We start from the raw sequence: 19,092 nt of genomic DNA, 5'->3' as shown, positions 1-19,092 counted from the left end.
CCTTTCAAAAAATGAAAAAACTGGATGATTCACGACTTTCATATCCACCGTAAATTTGTGTCATAAAATAATAAAACTTAGAACCTTAGTAACTTAGAATCTTAGCACCTTAAAAAACATGAAAATAGCAGTTTGGGATACCTATGTAACCCGCAAAGACGGAAAAATTATGCACTTTGATATTTTGGTAGACGAAAATGTTAACGATGCAGAGCAAGTTTACGAATATGGGAAAAAGTACCTGAAAAGTGTTGCGCAAGAAGGACAGACTTTGTCTTCTAAAGAATGTCGTTTTTGCCATATTGATAAAGCGCCGATTGAAGTAGAAAATCAGATTCGGGAAAATGGGTTTTCTATTATTGAAATGGAAAACTGTAATTAGTTTTTAAAAGAAACTGATGACTAGAAAGTCTTCGACTCCGCTCAGCCAGACAGCGATTTATGTTACCCTGAGCGAAGTTGAAAGGCTTTTTATAACAATTTAGAAAGCGCTATAATTCCCTCTTCCATTTGTTTTTCAGAAAGAGAAGCATAGCCCAGACGAAAACCTTTAATGGTTTCATCAAAACTAAATCGGTTTGGACTCATGATTTGAATGCCTTGCGATTTTAGCTTCTCAAAAATTTCTAAAACATTACAATCTGCTTTTGGAACAATCCAAAATGCAAGTCCGCCTTCGGGTTTTGTGAAAGTAATTTTATTTTGAAGATATCGATTTAACAAGCTTTCAAAAAAATCTCGTTTGTTTTTATAAACCAAATTGGCTTTTTTAAGATGGCGCTTTATTTTGCCTTCATTAATAAGGCTTAAAATTGCTTCTTCCATAATATTATCACCCTGGACATCGATGATTTTTCTATGATTTCCAATCTTTAGAACATTCTCATGCGAACTGACTAAATATCCAATACGAAGTGCAGGAGCAACAATTTTGCTAAAAGTGCCAATGTAAATATAGTTTTTCAGACCCGAATAACTCGAAATAGGAAGTATTGGTCTTAGTCCGAAATGAAATTCGTTATCGTAATCGTCTTCAATAATCGTAAAATTATATTGGTTAGAAAGTTCAATCAATTTTAATCTCTTTTTTAGAGACAGAGTAACGGTAGTTGGAAATTGATGATGAGGAGTAACATAAATTGCCTTTATGTTTTTATGCTGTAGATATTTTTCGACTTGATCGATATCCAATCCGTCCGATTCTATATTTACAGGAAGTAGAGTTGCACCTGCATTTTCAAAAGCTTCCCAAGCGGGTTTGTACCCAGGATTTTCAACCAAAACAAAATCGCCTGATTTTAAAATACAATGAGAGGCAAGATACATCGCCATTTGGCTTCCGCGTGTGATACAGATTTGATCGTGAGAAATACTCATGCCGCGTTTAAAATTAAGCATTTGAGCAATTGATTTTCTGAATTCTAAATTTCCTAATTCGCTACTATAACCCATAATCTGCCAACGTGATTTTCGGCTAAATAATTCGCGATACGCTCTAGCCAAATCATTCATTGGTGCCAATCGGCTATCAGGGAGTCCGTCGTCAAAAACTAAAATTTTTTTAGGATCTTCAACTTTAACTTTTTGCTCTTTTTCATTTTCTGACGAATGACTGATTTTTGGCAACGATTCTGTTACAAAAGTTCCCTTTCGGTCAATGGTTATCAGCCAGCCTTCAGCAGTTAAAACATCTAAAGCTTCTACAACAGTATTTCGGTTTACTTTCAGTAATTCAGCCAATTGTCTGCTTCCTGGCAATGCATTTCCGCTGACCAGTTTTCCTGTTTTGATAGCGTCAATTACAGCATCGGCAATCTGCAGGTAAATTGCTTTATCTGATTTTTTGTCTAAATGAATTTGTAATGGCCAAGGTCGAAGCATCTGGACTGTTTGTTGTTGCTAAATTAAGTTTATTCAGTAGTCCAAAATTAACTTTTTTTGACGGAATAATAGTGATATTTATGCTAAAAGAAATACCTTATTTTGTTGTTTTTTAGACTTTTAGGAAACATTTTTTCGAAACTCTCATTTTAATTTTGCATCGTCAAATAATTGATTTTTAATGTTTTAAAAATGAAAGGTTTATGAAAATAGTAAATATAATAATCCTAATAACAGCATGTGTTTTTGGCAACCCAAAACCAAAAGAAGAAAATACGATAAAGGATTCTGATGCAGAACGTTTTAATCAACAGATTGAAAATGTAAAAAAAATGAGCGCTTCTGGAGTTTATAATTCTAAAATCGCATTTTTTATTGATATGAGAATTAAATCGGGTAAAAATAGATTCTTTGTTTATGATCTTGAAAACGACAAACTAATTGATGAAGGTTTAGTAGCAAATGGTGCAGGTTCTGAAACGGGTGTAAAAGGAGAATTGAAATTTAGCAACGAACCGAATTCTAAATGCACTTCGCTTGGATGTTATACAATAGGAAAATCGTATAGAGGAATGTTTGGAAAAGCTTATGTTTTAAAAGGGCTGGACCAAACGAATAATAATGCCGTTAAAAGAATGATTGTATTGCATTCATATTCGGCAGTTCCAGAAGGAGAACAGGATCATTATATTGCTCTTAGTCAAGGGTGTCCCATGGTTAGTGAAGTGTTTTTTAAAAGACTTGAAAAAATTATCGATAATTCGAAGTCGAATATTATCCTGAATATTTATTATTAATTCGAAAGAATTTTTTCTTAAGGAAACTAGATTTGAACGCAGATAAAACAGATTCACTATAGTGAAAACGCAGATTAACAGAGATTTTTAAAAATCAGTTTTTTCCGTGTCTTCGCTATAGTGAATCTGTTTTATCCGTGTCTAATTTTATGTTTCTTTTTTATTTTAGAAATTTTGAGTTAAAAAAGATAGCCTGAAAAGACTCAATTTTATATTTAAAGAAATTGGCTACGGTATTTTTTTGAAATTTAATAAAAATACAATATTAACGCAACAGCGTTTTAAATCTATTATTTTAAAATATTCATTTTATTTTAATCCTGAATCTTACTTAAGCTTAAAAAACATGAAGGTTTTATGGGGAGAATTGAAAAATTTATAAAGTTTTTTTATTTGCAAAATTATGTTTTCTTGCAAAAATAAAGATGTGTTGTCGAGAACAAATTAGGATTATTAACGGAATTTATTAAGTTTGTTGCGAATTATTCAATCTCGATAAACAGCCAATCATTGCCAAATTCCATCTTAAATCAGGATCAAATTTTAATCGATCGTCTTCGTGGCGGCGATGAATCGGCATTGACAGAGTTGTATAATAAATTTTGGCAGGCACTTTTTATGTCTGCTTACAATGTGATTAAAGACAAAGAATTGTGCGAAGATATTATTCAGGATATTTTCATGAATATTTGGCACAACCGCGAAAAGATAGAAATTCATATTTCACTTAAAGGGTATATGTATGCCTGTGCGAGATATCAGGTTTTTAATCATTTGAGAAAAAATAAAGACAAAGTTCATGTCGAACTTTTTGATGATGTAGAAAAGCGCTTTTTATCTACAACTCCAGAAACGCAATTAATGCACGACGAATTGGTGCAGCAGCTTAATTTAATCATTGCAGGACTTCCTGAAAAATGCCAAGCTGTTTATAAGTTAAGCAGAGAAGAACAGCTAAGTCATAAAGAAATTGCCGAACGACTCAACATTTCTACAAAAACAGTCGAAAATCATATTACAAAAGCGTTGCATACGATTCGATCTTCTATGGGCGAAAGTATGAGTATAGCCATGATTTTATGGTTCACAAAAAATATCTTTTAGCAAAAAAATAAATGAAGTGTTTGGGCTGAGGATGTGTGGTTTTTCTTCTTTTTTAATTCTTTTTCAAAAAAAATAAAAAAAAATGCAATTGGGAATAGGGGGTATATGCCTTTTAGGTTACTTACTCTATATACTCCCGAAATAATACAATAAAAAATGAAAAAAGAGGATTTCTTACTGTTACTAAATAGATATCTTTCCGGTGATACTAATCTCGAGGAGAATAATAAATTATTAAATTATTACGAAAGTTTCCAGACAGATAAAGAGTGGGACGAAGCTTTGGGTTCTAAAGAAGAATTAGAATTTAGAATGAGAAACCGTCTTCAAAATGCCATTCAATCTGAAGAAACTCCAATAATATCAATACAGCCATTTTATACCAAAACAGCTTTCAAATTGACTGTTATGGCGGCATCATTATTATTGCTGATTTCAATTTCATTAATCATTAATAAAACAAATCCGCTTAAGATTGAAACCCCGCAAATGGCGCACAAAGAAATCCTAATTGGAAGCGATAAAGCAACTCTGACTTTAGAAGACGGTTCTGTTATAGCCTTAGAAAAAGGAAAATCTTACACCAAAGGAAATGCTTCTAGTAACGGAGAAAAATTAGTTTACAATTCAAACGGAAAATCTGCAGCAATTGCCAATAACCTTTTAACGATTCCGAGAGGAGGGCAGTTTTTTGTACAGCTGGCAGACAGTACCAAAGTCTGGCTGAATTCGGAATCACAATTAAAATATCCTGTCGCTTTTGTTGATGGAGAAACAAGACAAGTAGAACTAGTTTATGGAGAAGCGTATTTTGAAGTATCGCCAAGTACCAAACATAAAGGTTCGAGATTTAAAGTAAAAACTGAAAATCAGAATGTAGAAGTAATTGGAACCGAATTTAATATTAAAGCTTACAGAGACGAATCTGCTATTTATACCACTTTGGTCAAAGGAGTTGTAGCAGTTAGCAATACTAGTAAAAAACAAATTCTGACTCCAAACCAGCAATCTAAAATAACAGAATATAACGGAAATATTAATGTTTCTGAAGTTGATGTCTATAATGAAATTTCTTGGAGAAAAGGTTTGTTCGTGTTTAAAGGAATGCCTCTAAAAGATATTGCGAGAGTATTGTCAAGATGGTACGATGTTGATATTGTCTTTGCAGATCCAGCGCTTGGCAATGTCAAGTTTAATGGGGTTTTAAATAAGAATCAGAAATTAGAAGACATATTAACCACGATCAAGAATATTAATTTTATTAATGCCTATGAGAAAAAAGACAATAAAATTATAATCAAATAAAAAAGAAAAGGGATTAAAGTTTAGACCTCTCACCGTACTGCGCTTTATCCCTTTCTGTGTATCAACCAGTAAGTCAGTTTTATTAACCAACCAACCAATTAACATGTAAATTTATGAAATTTAAATTAACCAGTGCCTATTTCTATTTTAGAAACAGGCTAATTATTAACATTATGAGAACTTTTATCTTCTTGTTTTGTACTACAATTTTTGGTTTTTCTCCCGTAAATCTATTTTCACAAAACACGAAAGTTGTAATTACAGCTGATAAAACAGTATCTGTTGACGAAGTTTTTGACATCATTACAAAACAGACCAATTATACTTTCATTTATCAGGAAGATTTATTTAAAAAATTGCCTAAAGTACATTTGAAAAAAGGAAAAATTAAGGTCAATGATTTATTGGAAGCCAGTTTCTCTGATAAAGATTTTGATTTTAGTTTTTCTGCTGGAAATACGATTATTGTAAAAGAAAGAAAAGCAGAGAAAGTTGTCGTTCAATCTAAAATAATCGAAATTAAAGGAACAGTTACCAATGAAGCCAAAGAGCCACTGCCAGGAGTTAACATTAAAGTAAGAGGTACAAATGTTGCTGTGCAGACCGATTTTGACGGAAAATATACAATTAGTGCACCAGAAGATGGGCAAATTTTGTTTACCTATATCGGGCACAAAGCGCAGGTAGTGGAGATAAACAAAAGAAAAGTAATCAATATTACACTAGCTCAAGAAACTAAAGAACTTGTTGGCGTTGTTGTAAATACAGGGGTTACGGTGCGTAAGAAAGAATTAATTACGGGTGCAGTTACTGTTTTTAGAGGTGAGGAATTAAGACAGATTTCTACGCAAAATGCAGTTCAGGCTTTAAAATCATTAGATCCGTCTTTTATTGTGGTCAATAATAATATTGCAGGTTCAAACCCAAATATTCTGCCAACAATCGAGGTGAGAGGACAGACAAGTTTAACGGCCAATCAGGTTGACAGTCAGTTTAGAGATGATCCAAATCAGCCTTTGTTTATTCTGGACGGATTTCCAACTACTTTACAGCAAGTTGTCGATTTGGATATTAATAGAATTGCAAGCATCACTTTATTAAAAGATGCGGCTTCAACTGCATTGTACGGTTCTCGATCTGCAAATGGAGTTGTGGTTATTGAAACCAATAAACCTCTTCCTGGAAAACTGCAGTTTAATTATGTATATAATTCTTCTTATGAATTAGCAGACTTAAGTGTTTATCATTTAATGAATGCAGCGCAAAAATTAGAATTTGAAAGACTTTCAGGCGCATTTATTGTTAAGGATGGAACTGCCGAATCTACTCCATTAACTTGGGATAAAGAATATAACAGACGTCTGGCTGCAGTACGCAGCGGTGTAGATACGTATTGGTTAAACGAACCGATACAGATGGGGATTACTTCTGGACACAGTTTGAATTTTGGCGGAGGTTCTGATGAGTTTAGATTTAACATTGCTGGAAATTACAAAACACTAACAGGAACAATGAAAGGTTCTGAGCACGATACTTGGGGTTATAATACAACTTTGACTTACAGAAAAAACAAATTAAGTCTTAACAACCAGTTTTTTGTTTCTGGAGGAACGAATCAGGAATCTCCATACGGTTCATTTGAAACTTGGGCAAAAGCAAGTCCGTATTATCCAAAGTATAACGAAAATGGAGTGATAACACGTTATATGGATGGTTCGTCATTGCCATTAACTAGTTTGCAAACCATTGTAAACCATCCTGCTAATCCGCTTTACAATGTCTTTTTAGGAAGTTATAACAAAGGAAAAGACTTTAATTTTACGAATAACTTCGCTATTAATTATGATGTAAACTCGCATATCAAGGCAACTGGAGCTCTATCTGTTTCAAGATTGGATAACTACAATGTCGTTTTTGTTTCTCCAGACGATACTCGTTTTGTAAATAACATTGCGACAGAAAAAGGAACGTATAACAGGTATGATGCCATTACCGATAAATGGAATGCAAATCTTGGTGCAACGTACTCAAATGTTTTTAAGAACTTTCATTCTTTTAACTATACGATTAGAGCTTCGGCTTTAGAGACAAAAAACAATTCTTATAAATCATTTTTAAGAGGATTTCCTCTTGGAGTTCCTGGCAATCCTTCATTTGCTTTTGGATATGAGCCAAATGGAAAGCCAGAAATTTATACCGAATTAATTAGAAGTGTCGATTTGACTAACCAAATTAACTATGCTTACGACCGCAGATTTTTATTCGATTTTACTCAGACAATTTCAGGAGCGACCAATTTTGGAACCAATAAAAAATATTCGCCTTATTGGGGAATTGGTTTTGGATGGAATTTGAACAATGAGTTTAGAATGAATGAAGATATTGTCAATATTTTTAAAATTCGTGCCAATATCGGTCAGACCGGAAATCAAAACTTAGTGGGTTTTGCTTCTTATGATGTATATGCTTATAACCCAAATACCAACGTTTTTGGTCCTGGATTAGGAGTCTCTCAAATTGCAAACCCAAATTTAGAAGCGCAAAGAACCAAGGATTTGTCTTTAGGATTAGATCTGGCTATGTTTAGAAACAGATTTACGATGACTCTAGGAGCTTACAAACGTAAAACGTCTCCACAGATTGTAGCGATCGATCTTGCAGCTTCAACAGGACTTAACGGTTATCCTTTAAATGTTGGGTATTTAACTACTCAGGGATTAGAGTTAAAAATGAACTACAATTTTATCTATGATTTGAGCAGAAATTTTGTTTGGGGAATAGGTTTAATGGGAACGACAGGAGATAATGAACTTGGAGGTTTTGGTAATGCATTGGCTTCGTTAAATTCTGAAGCGCAAAAAACAACCAGTTTAACGAGATATTATGATGGAGCAAGCAGTAATGACCTTTGGGCTGTACCTTCATTAGGAATTGACCCAGCAACAGGAAGAGAAATTTTCTTAAAGAAAGATGGTCAGACTACTTTTATTTTGGATAAAAAAGATGAAGTAGTAATGGGGAATTCTAGAGAAACGGCTACAGGAGTAGTTTCTACAAACTTAAACTACAAAGGTTTTAGTTTTGGATTGTTTGTGCGCTATAGTTTTGGTGCAGAAAGATTTAACTCTGCCTTGTACAACAAAGTAGAAAATATATCAAGAGATAATATTTTTGATAATCAAGATGTGAGAGCTTTTACAGACCGTTGGACAACTCCTGGTCAGATGGCACAATTTAAAGCGATCGGACTAACCAATAATACCCCAATCTCATCCCGTTTTATCCAAAAAGATGATTACATCTCTGGAGAATCTATTCGATTAGGCTACAGATTAACAGATAGAGCTTGGTTAAAAAGAAACGGATTAACTGCTTTAGGATTTAATGTTTTTGCAAACGAATTCTTCCGTGTTTCAACCATAAAAGCAGAACGTGGTATCGATTATCCTTTCTCAAGAATATATTCTTTGAGTCTTAATTTATCATTTTAATAAAGAAATTATGAATAAGTATTTATATAAAATTACATTCCTTTTGCTTGCTTCTTTTGTTGCAATAAGCTGCAGTGATTTTTTGGATGTTGTGCCACAAGATAAAATATTAGAAGATCAGGCATATAGCTCTGAAGCGGGTATGCAAAATGTGCATAACGGACTTTATCTTCAGCTGGCTGTAAATAATCTTTACGGCAGACAGCTTACCATGGATGCGGTAGAGATTTTAGGACAGCAGTATAATATGACTGGAACACATGTTAAAGCGAAAATAGCAAGTTATTCGTATGCTGAAACACTTCCAAAAAATACTTTCGCCGGCATTTGGGAAAGCGCTTTTACAACAGTTTTATCTGCAAATAAATTTTTAGAAAGTATTGATGAACATCCTGAGATTATTTCAGCTGAGAAAGCAAATCTTTTAAAAGGAGAAGCTATTGCTATTCGTGCTATGCTGCATTTTGATATGTTAAGATTGTACGGTCCAATTTACAAAATAGCACCAGCAGATCCGTCAATACCTTATTATGATGCTGCAGTGACATCTAATAACCCGATTTTGCCCGCTCAAGATGTTATTGCAAAAATTACTGCCGATTTAGATGCAGCAATAGTGCTTTTAGCAAATGATCCGATATTAACTACAGGAAAAATCACGGGATCGACAGCGTTTGATGGCAATCCGTATTATTCCGTAAACCGCGGACAAAGAATGAATATACTGGCGGTAAAATGTTTAAAAGCGAGAGTTCTTTTATACGCTGGAGATAAAACTGGAGCTTTTGCTCTGGCAACTGAAATTATAAATTTTGTAAAAACACAGTCTTTTATTTATTGGACTCCATTTTTAGAAGCGACAAACACTTCCAATCCAGATCGTATTTTTTCTACTGAGAATTTCTTTGCGCTTAGCGATTATACTTTGTATACCAAACAAAAAGCACTTTTTGATTCTAGTTTAGACGAGTTTAATATTTATGCGCCAATGCTGAGCAGAATAAATGCTGTTTTTGAGTCTAATGATAATGATTATAGAAGTTTGCCGAGTTGGAAAATTCCAATTACGGGAGGAAAAACCCAGAAGACATTTTTTAAGTATGAAGATGTAACAGACAAAACTAAACTTTTCCGTCTTCAGATTCCGATGTTCAAACTATCAGAACTATATCTTATTGCAGCAGAAACGGCACCCGTGCCAGCCGATGGTATTGCTTTCTTGAACACACTGCGATTTAATAGAGGTTTGACCAATTTAGCTGCAACTGCAGTATTGGCTACAGAAATTACAAAAGAGTACAGAAAAGAATTTATAGGCGAAGGACAATTGTTTTTCTACTACAAAAGAATCAATTCGACTGCAATTCCAAATGGTTCTGCTTCTTCAGGAAATGTTACCATGAATGCCGTTAAATATGTAGTGCCATTACCAGAATCGGAAGTTAATTTTCAAAACTAAAAAAAGTAATCATGAAAAAAATATTGATTTTAAGCATTCTTCTTTTTTCTCTGTTTGGCTTAACATCTTGCGATAAAGAAGAAATTGAAACTTATAAAGCTACCAATAACATTTATTTTCCGCTTGCTGTATTTCCAGCATACAACAACGCACCGCTTATAGACAGTACAGGATTCAGTTTTAGTTTTGATAAAGCTGATGTTACCGGAAGAATTTATAGCATTCCCGTACAAGTTCAAGGAACTGTAAGTGATGTTGACCGTCAAATTAAAGTTTCGGTAGATCCTTCAAGTACCGCAGTTTTAGGCACACATTTTTCTTTGCCCGAAAATATTGTTCTGCACGCTGGTAGAGAAAAAGATTCTATTCCCGTAATCGTTCATAGAACTTTAGATTTAAAGGATAAGGCCGTAACATTAGTTTTGAATCTGGAAGAAAACGAATTTTTTACTGTCAATATGAAGGACAGAATAACAAATGTTTTGACACAGAAAAAGATTCACTATACGCGTTTTAAGTTGACTTTTACAGACAAGCTTACGCAACCAATAAGTTGGCAACCAGGAACATTTGGTGTATTTACCGCTAAAAAACTCTTTTTAATGTGTGATTTGATGAATTTGGAGCCAGAAATGTTTAACCTGCCTACAAGTGCGCCAGGACTTTCAATACCTGAAGTCTTGTATTATGGAAGTTTTATGAAACGTTATCTGGCCGATCAGAAAGCCAATGGCAATACTATTTATGAGGAAGACGGAAAAGAAATGTTTTTTCCTTAAAACCATTCTTTAATTTAAAAATATAAAGCGATGTTTAAAAATATAAAAATACAGACAGCCATAATAGCGCTCCTCTTTTTGGCATACGGATGTGTAAGCGATGAAGGAAATTACAATTATGAGAAGATCAATGAATTTAATGTAACAGGAATACAAGAAGAATATACGGTTTATACGGGAGATTATTTTAAGATTGCACCCGAATTAAATCCAACTTTAGATGACGGCAAAGATCCTGACCGATATGAATATAAATGGGTTGCGGTAAATCCTTTAAAATTGGTTGACGAGGCGAGGACAACTATTGCGACCACAAAAAATTTGGATGGTATTTTAAAATTACCGCCGGCAAAATATAGTCTTTATTATTTTATCAAGGATAAAGTAACGGGAATCAACTGGCAGCAGCCCATTATTACCTTAAATGTAGTTTCTTCTATTTATGAAGGATGGCTGGTTGTGGGAGATGTAGACGGAAAAGCTCGATTGGATATGGTTTCTGTAATTCCAGGAATTCCACAGCCGCGTATTATAAACGATGTGCTAGATGCCGCTGGGTCTGCATTGAAATTAAAAGGAAAAGCTGTAGATGTAGAAACTTTTAGCGGGCCTTTGTCAGGAAGTATCATTTATGGAATTTATGTAACAGCATCAGAATCTGGAACAGCAAGATTAGAACCCGATTCTTTTGAATGGAATCAGACCATGAATATTGCATACGAAACAATTGGAGGAAATTTTCCAACCAATTTTGCAGTAGATTTTATGAAATGTCCTGGAGGATCAGAAAATTACCTGTATAAGGATGGTGATATTTATTATTATAATAGAGCCGTACAAATTAGATATGGATTGCCCCAAAATAAAGTAGATCTTGAAACTAAAACTTTCTATGCAGCTCCTTTTATCGCAGAAACCACAGGAACAGGAACTCCTGTCTTTTTTGATGCTGAAAAACATCGTTTTCTACGTTATAGTTCTTCAAAAGGAAATTGTTCGGCAATGCCTCCTGTTACAGCTTCTCCAACAACACTGGATTGGAATAATCCCAACTGCGAGCTGATTTTTATGACTACATCAAATTTCAATTTAAATGAAAGTTTTGCGGTATTAAAGAATATTTCTACAGGCAAATTCTATCTGCTTCGTTTTAATACAAGTGCCGTGCAGACCTATTATAAAGAAATGCTGAATGCGCCCGATTTAGATAAAGCCACAAAATTTGCCGTAAGTCCAGATGCTGGTTATTTATTTTATACTGTTGGAAACAAAGTGTATGAATATGACAGCGGAACGCAATCTGCAAAATTAATGTTAGATAAAGGAAATGAAGAAATTACCTATATAGGTTTCAGCAAAAGAGGGAAAAAGGAGATTATCAGCAAATTAATTGTGGGTTCTTACAGCACAACAGGAAAATTAGAATTGTATACTGTGCCGCCTGTAAATGGTAATTTAATTTTAGAAAGCAGTTATTCAGGCTTATGCAAAATTGTCGATGTTACTTATCGTGTTCGATAATGATAGGAAGTTAAAAATCTAAAAATAAAACCGAATGAAGTATAAATCTCATTCTTCATTCGGTTTCTAAAAACCACATTTTATGAAACGATTTATTAAAATCGCAAGCGCAGTTTTGCTGCTTGCCTGTCCATCTATTGCCTTAAAAGCACAAGCGCAATCCACTCAAGAAAGTTGGGAACAAGCTAAAAAACAGGCTGAAACAGAGAAAAAAATGATTTTTGTCGACTTGTATTTCACAGGCTGTATGCCGTGTGCACAAATGGACAAAGAAGTATTTCCAGATCCAAAAGTTGCTGCAGTTTTAAATGCCGATTTTGTAACGTTCAAATCGGATATTTTAAAAGAAGAAATTGGTAAAAAGCTATGCATGAAATATGGCGTTACCGGATTTCCGACCTTTCTGTTCCTGAATGCAGACGGAAAAGTAATTGATATTGCGGGTGGTTTTCAAAACGTAGAGCAATTTACTGCCTTGCTTCAAAACGCGAAAGAAGCGGCCAAAAAAGGAATCTTCAAAAAGTACAGTCCAGAAATTCAAGAAAAAGAGTATCCTGATTTTTACAAACAAGCGTATTTAGATGGAAAAAGAAACGTACCATTTGAGGTTATCGATACGTATTTGAAATCTAAAGATGCTTCTGAAGAGATCTCTTTTGTAATTATTACTGGATTAAGAGTAGGGAAACAATATGACGATCCATTTCTTTTTGCTAGTAAAAAATTAGCGACAGATTACGGAAAATGGAGTGTTAACAGCCATGTATTTACCATATTACAACGTAAGAAAAAAGAGTTCGAAAAAAAGAATGATTTGAAAGGATTTACAGAATTGATAAATGATTCGAAAGAACTTTACACACCAGAAGAATTTGCAAAATATTCAGGTATTTTATTGAAAGATTTCGGAGTAGAAAAAGTGGTAGTGAAGCCAAATACGGCACAAAAGTAAACCGAAATGAAAAAGATAATCCTGCTTTTAATATTGATTTTTGGCTGTACAATTTATGCTCAAAATAGCATTCAGAAATCTATTAAAACTTTCGAAAAAGCCTTTAAGAATAAAAGTTATCAAGAAATGAAAGATCTTCTGGCGCCACAATTTACAGTTGGCGTTGGAGATTCTTCTTCAAACGAATTTTATCTGAATGGTATTTTTAAAGCATTTCCAGCTTTAGATTCAATTCAGATTGGAAAATCTGTGGCGATTAAAAATGAAACTTTTGTCTTGGTAGATTTCTGTTTTAATGGAAAAGAAAAAAAGCCATCTCAAATTGTTTTCAACTCAGAAAATAAAATCCTGTACGTGACTTTTTTGGATGGCTTATATAAAGTGGATCGACATGCAACAGTAAAAGAAGTAGCAAGTATTCCATTTGAAATTATCGAAAACGGAATCGCCATTAAAATAAAACTAAATAAAGCCGATCGTGAGTTTTTAATGCTTTTTGATACGGGCGCCGACGGAATGGCACTCAATCCAGACAGCGCGTACAAAGCGGGAGTTGTGGTTACCAAAAGTAAATCGGCATCTGTAGTTGGCGGAAGTCAGCAAGTGCAGTATTCGGCAGATAATACGATTTATATTGGCGATCAGGTTCTCAAGAATCAAGGCTTGGTTATTTTTCCGAAACATGGTGTTTACGACGGATTATTTGGCGCCAATCTGCTTCGCAATTTTATCACTTCTGTCAATTTTGATACCATGACGATTGACTTGTACAATTTTGGAAATTTTAATTATTGGGGAAAAGCAAAGCCATTAGTTTTTGATTATAAATCGGGACTTCCGGTAGTAAAAATGAATCTGACTTTTGAAGATAAAAAAACAGTCGAAGGCAGTTTCACTTTTGATACTGGAGCAGGTTATGATTTAATTGCTTACGGACCTTTTAATCATAAAAATAATCTAGAGGCGAGCTTAAAAACCGAATATACATCTGTGAATTACAGTCTGGGAAAACAAACCAAAATTGTGGGAGGAGCCATTCCAAATGTTGCTATAAATGGGAATAATTTTCCAAACGTAACAATTGCTTTGCAGGAATACGAAGAAGCCAATAAAAACTGGGCTTATGCCGATGGTTCTCTTGGAATCGATTTAATAAAACGTTTCAATTTTACAATCGATTTGTTGCATAAAACCGCTTATCTCGAACCCAATAAAAATTTCAAAAAAATACCATCTTTCTATTTAAGCGGACTGGAATTAGATTTTGACGAAAACCAAAATCTTATTGTAAAAAGAATTATCAATCAGGAAAATGAAGATTTGAAGAAAGTGAAAGTTGGCGCCAAAGTCACACAAATCAATGACTATGAAGCCAAGGAATTATTGAATTCTGAAAATCTTAAAAAGCTGAAAGAAACCAAAGAAAGTAAAGACTTTATTATAGAACAAGGCGATCAATCGATGCGAATTTCAATTTAAAATATCAATCCAAAAACAAAAAAACAATGAAAAAACACATTTTTTACTTCATTTTGACCTTTATCACGGTTCAAATGAGTTTTGCTGCCAGCCTTTCAGAATATGCAGTAATCAGAGGGACAATTTCAATTCCAGATTTCAAGGCAAAAGAAGTTACACTTTACAGTGTCGAAGAAGGAAAGCCAGCCGTTGCCGCTACCGCAAAAGTTAATTCGCTGGGGGAATTCGGCTTTATGACACCAGTTTCAGCTGCTGGCTTTTATTATATCGATTACGGACAATTTAAAAGTAGAAACCAATTAATCCGTTTGTATTTAGAACCAAAATTAGACATCAATCTTGTAATCAATAAAACGAATTATGTTTTGAGCGGGAAGAATGTCGGACAGAACGCTTTGGTACAAAAAGCAAATGAAATCTACAACGATTTTGCGCCTTTCGCAAGATTGGGAGGAAATGAAACCTATGTAGAATTTTATCCCTTCATTGATAAAGGTGTGACCAAAGCAGAAGAATTTTCGAAATCAATAAAAACGAAAGATGCTAACTTTAATAAGTTATTAAAATTGGCCGTTGCAACAGATGTTGAAGAATTGACTTATACTTTTTTTAGAATGCCAAGAACAGCATTTCCAGACAAAGACGATCGTCCAGCAGTAATCAAAACATGGCAGACAGACAAAAAGTTTACAGATCCAGATCTACTAAAATTGCAAAACGGCGTTTCTTTAATGTCAAATTATTTCTTTTATGTAACTATGAATTCTGGTGATGCGCCAAAACGTTTAGATTTAACTGAAGCAATTACCCATATTACAGATCCTGCTTTAAAAGATGTTTATTTACGTGATGCAGTTGCAAATTCAAGAATGAAAATTGAAGAATACGAAAAAATCGCACCAAGCATAAAACCGTTTATGATTTCTGATAATAGCAAAGCATTTTTGTTAGAATATGAAAAAGTATTGCATAAAAACGTTGGTCAGAAAGGATTAGATTTTACATATAAAGACATTAACGATAAAGCGGTTTCGTTTTCAGATTTTAAAGGTAAATTTGTTTACATCGATTTATGGGCAACTTGGTGCGGACCTTGTAAAGCAGAGATTCCTCACATGAAAAAAATCGAAGAAGATTATCACGGAAAAAATATTGTTTTTGTAAGTCTTTCGTTAGATAAACCAAAAGATGCTCAAAAATGGAAAGATTACGTTACAAAAGAACAATTAAAAGGTATCCAGTTAATGGCCGATAAAGATTTTGGTTCTGATGTGGCAAAAAATTATGATGTAAATGCCATTCCGAGATTTTTATTGTTTGATACAAAAGGAAACATTATCAATGCAGATGCACTTCGTCCTTCAAATCCAGAGTTGCGAGTGCAACTGGATAAATTATTGAAAGGTTAATTAATAGCTTTATGAAATACAGCAAAAAAATATCAGTTTTACTCCTTTTTATTGGAAGTTTGACTTTCGCGCAAGCGCAAAACTTTAAATCAAGCGACCCAATTGCAGTCAACCAAAAAATTAAAAAAGGAGTGCTGCCAAACGGAATGACGTATTATATTTATCCGACAGATGTCAATAAAAATACGGCAAGTTATTATATTATTCAGAATGTTGGTTCAATTTTAGAAAACGACCAGCAGAAAGGTTTAGCGCATTTCTTGGAACACATGGCGTTTAACGGAACCAAAAATTTTGAAGGAAAAGGAATCTTGAACACGCTTCAAAAACAAGGTGCTGTTTTCGGAAAAAATATTAATGCGTACACAAGTACAGACGAAACCGTTTACAACTTAGATAATATTCCGTCAAAAGATGGCGGAGTAGTAGATACCTGTTTGCTGGTTTTGCACGATTGGTCTAATTTTTTGTCTCTAACAAATGAAGAAATTGATGCCGAACGCGGTGTAATTACCGAAGAATGGCGTACGCGACAAAATGCTAGAGCGAGAATCTACAATCAGTTGGCGCCTTATTATTACAACAATTCGCTTTATGCAGACCGCATGCCGATTGGTGATATGGAAATCGTTAAAAACTTTAAATATCAAGTTTTAAAAGATTTTTATAAAGACTGGTACCGTCCAGATTTGCAGGCAATCGCAATTGTTGGCGATATTAACGCAGACGAAATTGAAGCGAAAGTCAAAAAACTATTTGCTGATATTCCGACTCCAGTAAATCCGAAAAAACGTTTTGAAATTGCCATTCCAGAAAGAGTAGAACCAACTTTTAAATTGGCTTTAGACAAAGAAATTTCGGCTTCAAATATTAGTTATATGATTCGTCATACGGCTGAAAAATCAACTAATACTTATGCCGAATTAGAAAAATCTACTCAAAGAAGTCTTGCTTTTTCTATCCTAAATAATCGTCTGACAGAAATGGCGCAGAAACAAGAATGCCCATTTAAAAGTGCCTCAATTGGATACCAAAATTTTTCCCGTTTAAATGATATCTGGATTTTGAGCGTTTCTCCAAAACCAGAAAAACAAGCCGAAGCTTTTGCAATGATCATGAATGAATGGGTTAGAGCTTACAAATTTGGTTTTTCTAAAGAAGAAATTGAAAGGGCTGTTGCAGAAAACATTTCGGGTTACGAAAATTATTTAGAAAAACTAAATGAGATTTCGCATAAGGATGTTATTGGAATGGTGAAAGATGATTATCTAAATCACGAAGTTATTGCCGATCCTAAAGCTGAATTTGAAATGGTAAAAAGCATTTTGAAAAATGTTGACACTAAAATTCTTCAAGAGCAAATCAGAAAATTATATACAGCACAAAATCGTGTTGTAGCGGTTACAGGTGTAGAAAACGAGAATAATTTAACTCAGGAAAAAGCTTTTGATATTATTCAGAAAGCCGAAAACGATGCTTCGTTACAGCCTTATGTGGATACTTTTGAAGGAAAAACTCTTTTAGGAAACCTGAAAATCAATTCAGGAAAAATTGTTTCAGAGAAAAAAGAAACAGCGATTGATGCTACCACTTTTGTATTGAGCAATGGCGTAAAAGTGCATTATAAATTTGCCGATAAAAACAAGAAGCAAGTAGATCTGAAAGGTGAAAGTTTTGGAGGATCTTCTTTGTACGAACCTCAAGATTTACCATCAGTTAGTCGCGCAACCGAATTAGCACTAATGTCTGGGGTGGGTGAGTTGTCAAATGTTGATTTGACAAAAGTTTTAAAAGGAAAAATTGCTGGCTCTTCTGTAGATGTAGGCTCATTGAAAGAGACAGTTACGGCATGGGCAAATGCAAAAGATCTCGAAACAATGATGCAATTGGTTCATTTGCGTTTTGTGCAGCCAAGATTTGATAATCAGATGTATGCACTTATGAAGCAAAGATTAGAAAATTCGCTTAAAAACAGAGCAAATGATATCAATGCAAAAATGGGAGACAGTTTAACAGATGTCGTTTATGGGAAAAACAACCCAAGAATACAGCCATTGAATCAAAAATATATCGACGGTTTATCTTTTGATAAAATGAAAGCTTTTTATTTGGATCGTTTTGCAGATGTTTCAAACTTTGAATTTTATATTGTTGGAGATGTTACGCCAGAAGTTTTAAAACCTTTGTTAGAAAAATATATTGCGAGTATAAACGGAATTAAACGTAAAGAAAAGTTTAAAACAGACTTTCCGAAATGGACATCAAATAAAATTGATAGAGATGTTTTCATCAAAATGGAAACTCCAAAAAGTTCTGTTCGAATTGCCTTTTTAAAAGATGTTGCTTTCTCTCAAAGAAACAGAATCTTGGTTTCGTATTTAAGCGATGTGTTGACTTTGCGTTATACTGAAAGTCTTCGCGAAAAAGAAGGCGGAACTTACGGTGCACAAGTAAGAGGAACTATTGATAAACTTCCGATTTCAAAAGCAAATCTTCAGATTAATTTTGATTGCGATGCTGATAAAGTGGAACATTTACTGCCAATTGTGTATCAGGAAATTGATAAAATCAAAAAAGGAGAAATCGCTGCTGAAGACATTGAGAAAACAAGAACAAACTATTTGAAATCTAGAGAAGACAGCAAAAACTTCAATAGTTATAGCATGAACTTGATTTATAATTATTTTGAGAATGCTTACGATATGAATGACCCTGCAACTTATGTTGATATTGTAAAAAGCATCACAGCCAAAGACATTCAGGAATTTGCTAATTCATTTTTGAACAAAGCAGATTCTTATGAAGTAGTTTTTAAACCATTAAAATAATCTGACCCCTTTTTATTTAATAGAGTTTAATTTGTATTTCCCTATCAAATAGTTATTTTGAATTAGTAAGCAATTTAGTTTGTATAG

At 33.9% G+C, this 19,092-nt stretch carries 13 protein-coding genes; 12 read left to right on the top strand and 1 reads right to left on the bottom strand.

Annotated elements, in window-relative coordinates; translation table 11 throughout:
- Positions 1-118 precede the first annotated feature (118 nt).
- The gene (locus QLQ95_RS02160; RefSeq protein ID WP_095929017.1) at positions 119-382 is read left to right on the top strand and encodes a DUF2024 family protein; all 264 of its coding nucleotides are present in this window, start codon (positions 119-121) and stop codon (positions 380-382) included.
- An 89-nt stretch (positions 383-471) separates the two neighbouring features.
- On the opposite strand, the gene pdxR is transcribed toward QLQ95_RS02160, so the two are convergent.
- Complete coding sequence (gene pdxR, locus QLQ95_RS02155) at positions 472-1,881, bottom strand: MocR-like pyridoxine biosynthesis transcription factor PdxR (RefSeq protein ID WP_482502447.1); 1,410 nt, start codon at positions 1,879-1,881, stop codon at positions 472-474.
- Positions 1,882-2,084: 203 nt separating this feature from the next.
- Between pdxR and QLQ95_RS02150 the strand changes: the two genes are divergently transcribed.
- From QLQ95_RS02150 to QLQ95_RS02100, 11 genes are all read left to right on the top strand, one after another.
- Complete coding sequence (locus QLQ95_RS02150) at positions 2,085-2,678, top strand: murein L,D-transpeptidase catalytic domain-containing protein (RefSeq protein ID WP_482502446.1); 594 nt, start codon at positions 2,085-2,087, stop codon at positions 2,676-2,678.
- A 510-nt stretch (positions 2,679-3,188) separates the two neighbouring features.
- Positions 3,189-3,782, top strand: coding sequence for an RNA polymerase sigma factor (locus QLQ95_RS02145; RefSeq protein ID WP_320492233.1), 594 nt, complete (start codon positions 3,189-3,191; stop codon positions 3,780-3,782).
- A gap of 156 nt (positions 3,783-3,938) precedes the next feature.
- Entirely contained in the window at positions 3,939-5,087 is a 1,149-nt protein-coding gene (locus tag QLQ95_RS02140) for a FecR family protein (RefSeq protein WP_482502445.1), read from the top strand.
- A gap of 113 nt (positions 5,088-5,200) precedes the next feature.
- On the top strand, positions 5,201-8,578 hold the full coding sequence (locus QLQ95_RS02135) for a SusC/RagA family TonB-linked outer membrane protein (protein ID WP_482502444.1): 3,378 nt from the start codon (positions 5,201-5,203) through the stop codon (positions 8,576-8,578).
- Between the two features lie 10 nt (positions 8,579-8,588).
- A complete protein-coding gene (locus QLQ95_RS02130; RefSeq protein WP_482502443.1) occupies positions 8,589-10,037 on the top strand; it encodes a RagB/SusD family nutrient uptake outer membrane protein in 1,449 nt (482 codons plus the stop codon).
- A gap of 11 nt (positions 10,038-10,048) precedes the next feature.
- Complete coding sequence (locus tag QLQ95_RS02125; protein ID WP_482502441.1) at positions 10,049-10,816, top strand: DUF4843 domain-containing protein; 768 nt, start codon at positions 10,049-10,051, stop codon at positions 10,814-10,816.
- Positions 10,817-10,846: 30 nt separating this feature from the next.
- Complete coding sequence (locus QLQ95_RS02120) at positions 10,847-12,337, top strand: PKD-like family lipoprotein (protein WP_320492228.1); 1,491 nt, start codon at positions 10,847-10,849, stop codon at positions 12,335-12,337.
- Positions 12,338-12,419: 82 nt separating this feature from the next.
- Positions 12,420-13,289 carry a thioredoxin family protein gene (locus tag QLQ95_RS02115; protein ID WP_482502439.1) on the top strand — a complete coding sequence of 290 codons (870 nt, stop codon included), beginning with the start codon at positions 12,420-12,422 and terminating at the stop codon, positions 13,287-13,289.
- Positions 13,290-13,295: 6 nt separating this feature from the next.
- On the top strand, positions 13,296-14,768 hold the full coding sequence (locus tag QLQ95_RS02110) for a retropepsin-like aspartic protease (protein WP_482502437.1): 1,473 nt from the start codon (positions 13,296-13,298) through the stop codon (positions 14,766-14,768).
- Between the two features lie 26 nt (positions 14,769-14,794).
- Positions 14,795-16,177: a TlpA family protein disulfide reductase gene (locus QLQ95_RS02105; RefSeq protein ID WP_482502435.1), complete on the top strand. Its 1,383-nt coding sequence runs from the start codon at positions 14,795-14,797 to the stop codon at positions 16,175-16,177.
- Between the two features lie 11 nt (positions 16,178-16,188).
- Positions 16,189-19,005, top strand: coding sequence for a M16 family metallopeptidase (locus QLQ95_RS02100; RefSeq protein ID WP_482502433.1), 2,817 nt, complete (start codon positions 16,189-16,191; stop codon positions 19,003-19,005).
- Positions 19,006-19,092: the final 87 nt, after the last annotated feature.

The sequence above is a fragment of the Flavobacterium sp. B330r genome (assembly GCF_056824325.1).
The sequence above is the reverse complement of the archived record's forward strand: the minus strand, read 5'-3'. Positions and strand labels throughout refer to the sequence as shown.

What these genes read in the sequence shown, in the direction of transcription:
- QLQ95_RS02125 (WP_482502441.1), top strand. Translation starts at nt 10,049, where the DNA reads ATGAAAAAAATATTGATTTTAAGCATTCTTCTTTTTTCTCTGTTTGGC.
- QLQ95_RS02100 (WP_482502433.1), top strand. Translation starts at nt 16,189, where the DNA reads ATGAAATACAGCAAAAAAATATCAGTTTTACTCCTTTTTATTGGAAGT.
- QLQ95_RS02140 (WP_482502445.1), top strand. Translation starts at nt 3,939, where the DNA reads ATGAAAAAAGAGGATTTCTTACTGTTACTAAATAGATATCTTTCCGGT.
- QLQ95_RS02135 (WP_482502444.1), top strand. Translation starts at nt 5,201, where the DNA reads ATGAAATTTAAATTAACCAGTGCCTATTTCTATTTTAGAAACAGGCTA.
- QLQ95_RS02110 (WP_482502437.1), top strand. Translation starts at nt 13,296, where the DNA reads ATGAAAAAGATAATCCTGCTTTTAATATTGATTTTTGGCTGTACAATT.
- QLQ95_RS02120 (WP_320492228.1), top strand. Translation starts at nt 10,847, where the DNA reads ATGTTTAAAAATATAAAAATACAGACAGCCATAATAGCGCTCCTCTTT.
- QLQ95_RS02160 (WP_095929017.1), top strand. Translation starts at nt 119, where the DNA reads ATGAAAATAGCAGTTTGGGATACCTATGTAACCCGCAAAGACGGAAAA.
- pdxR (WP_482502447.1), bottom strand. Translation starts at nt 1,881, where the DNA reads ATGCTTCGACCTTGGCCATTACAAATTCATTTAGACAAAAAATCAGAT.
- QLQ95_RS02115 (WP_482502439.1), top strand. Translation starts at nt 12,420, where the DNA reads ATGAAACGATTTATTAAAATCGCAAGCGCAGTTTTGCTGCTTGCCTGT.
- QLQ95_RS02105 (WP_482502435.1), top strand. Translation starts at nt 14,795, where the DNA reads ATGAAAAAACACATTTTTTACTTCATTTTGACCTTTATCACGGTTCAA.
- QLQ95_RS02130 (WP_482502443.1), top strand. Translation starts at nt 8,589, where the DNA reads ATGAATAAGTATTTATATAAAATTACATTCCTTTTGCTTGCTTCTTTT.
- QLQ95_RS02150 (WP_482502446.1), top strand. Translation starts at nt 2,085, where the DNA reads ATGAAAATAGTAAATATAATAATCCTAATAACAGCATGTGTTTTTGGC.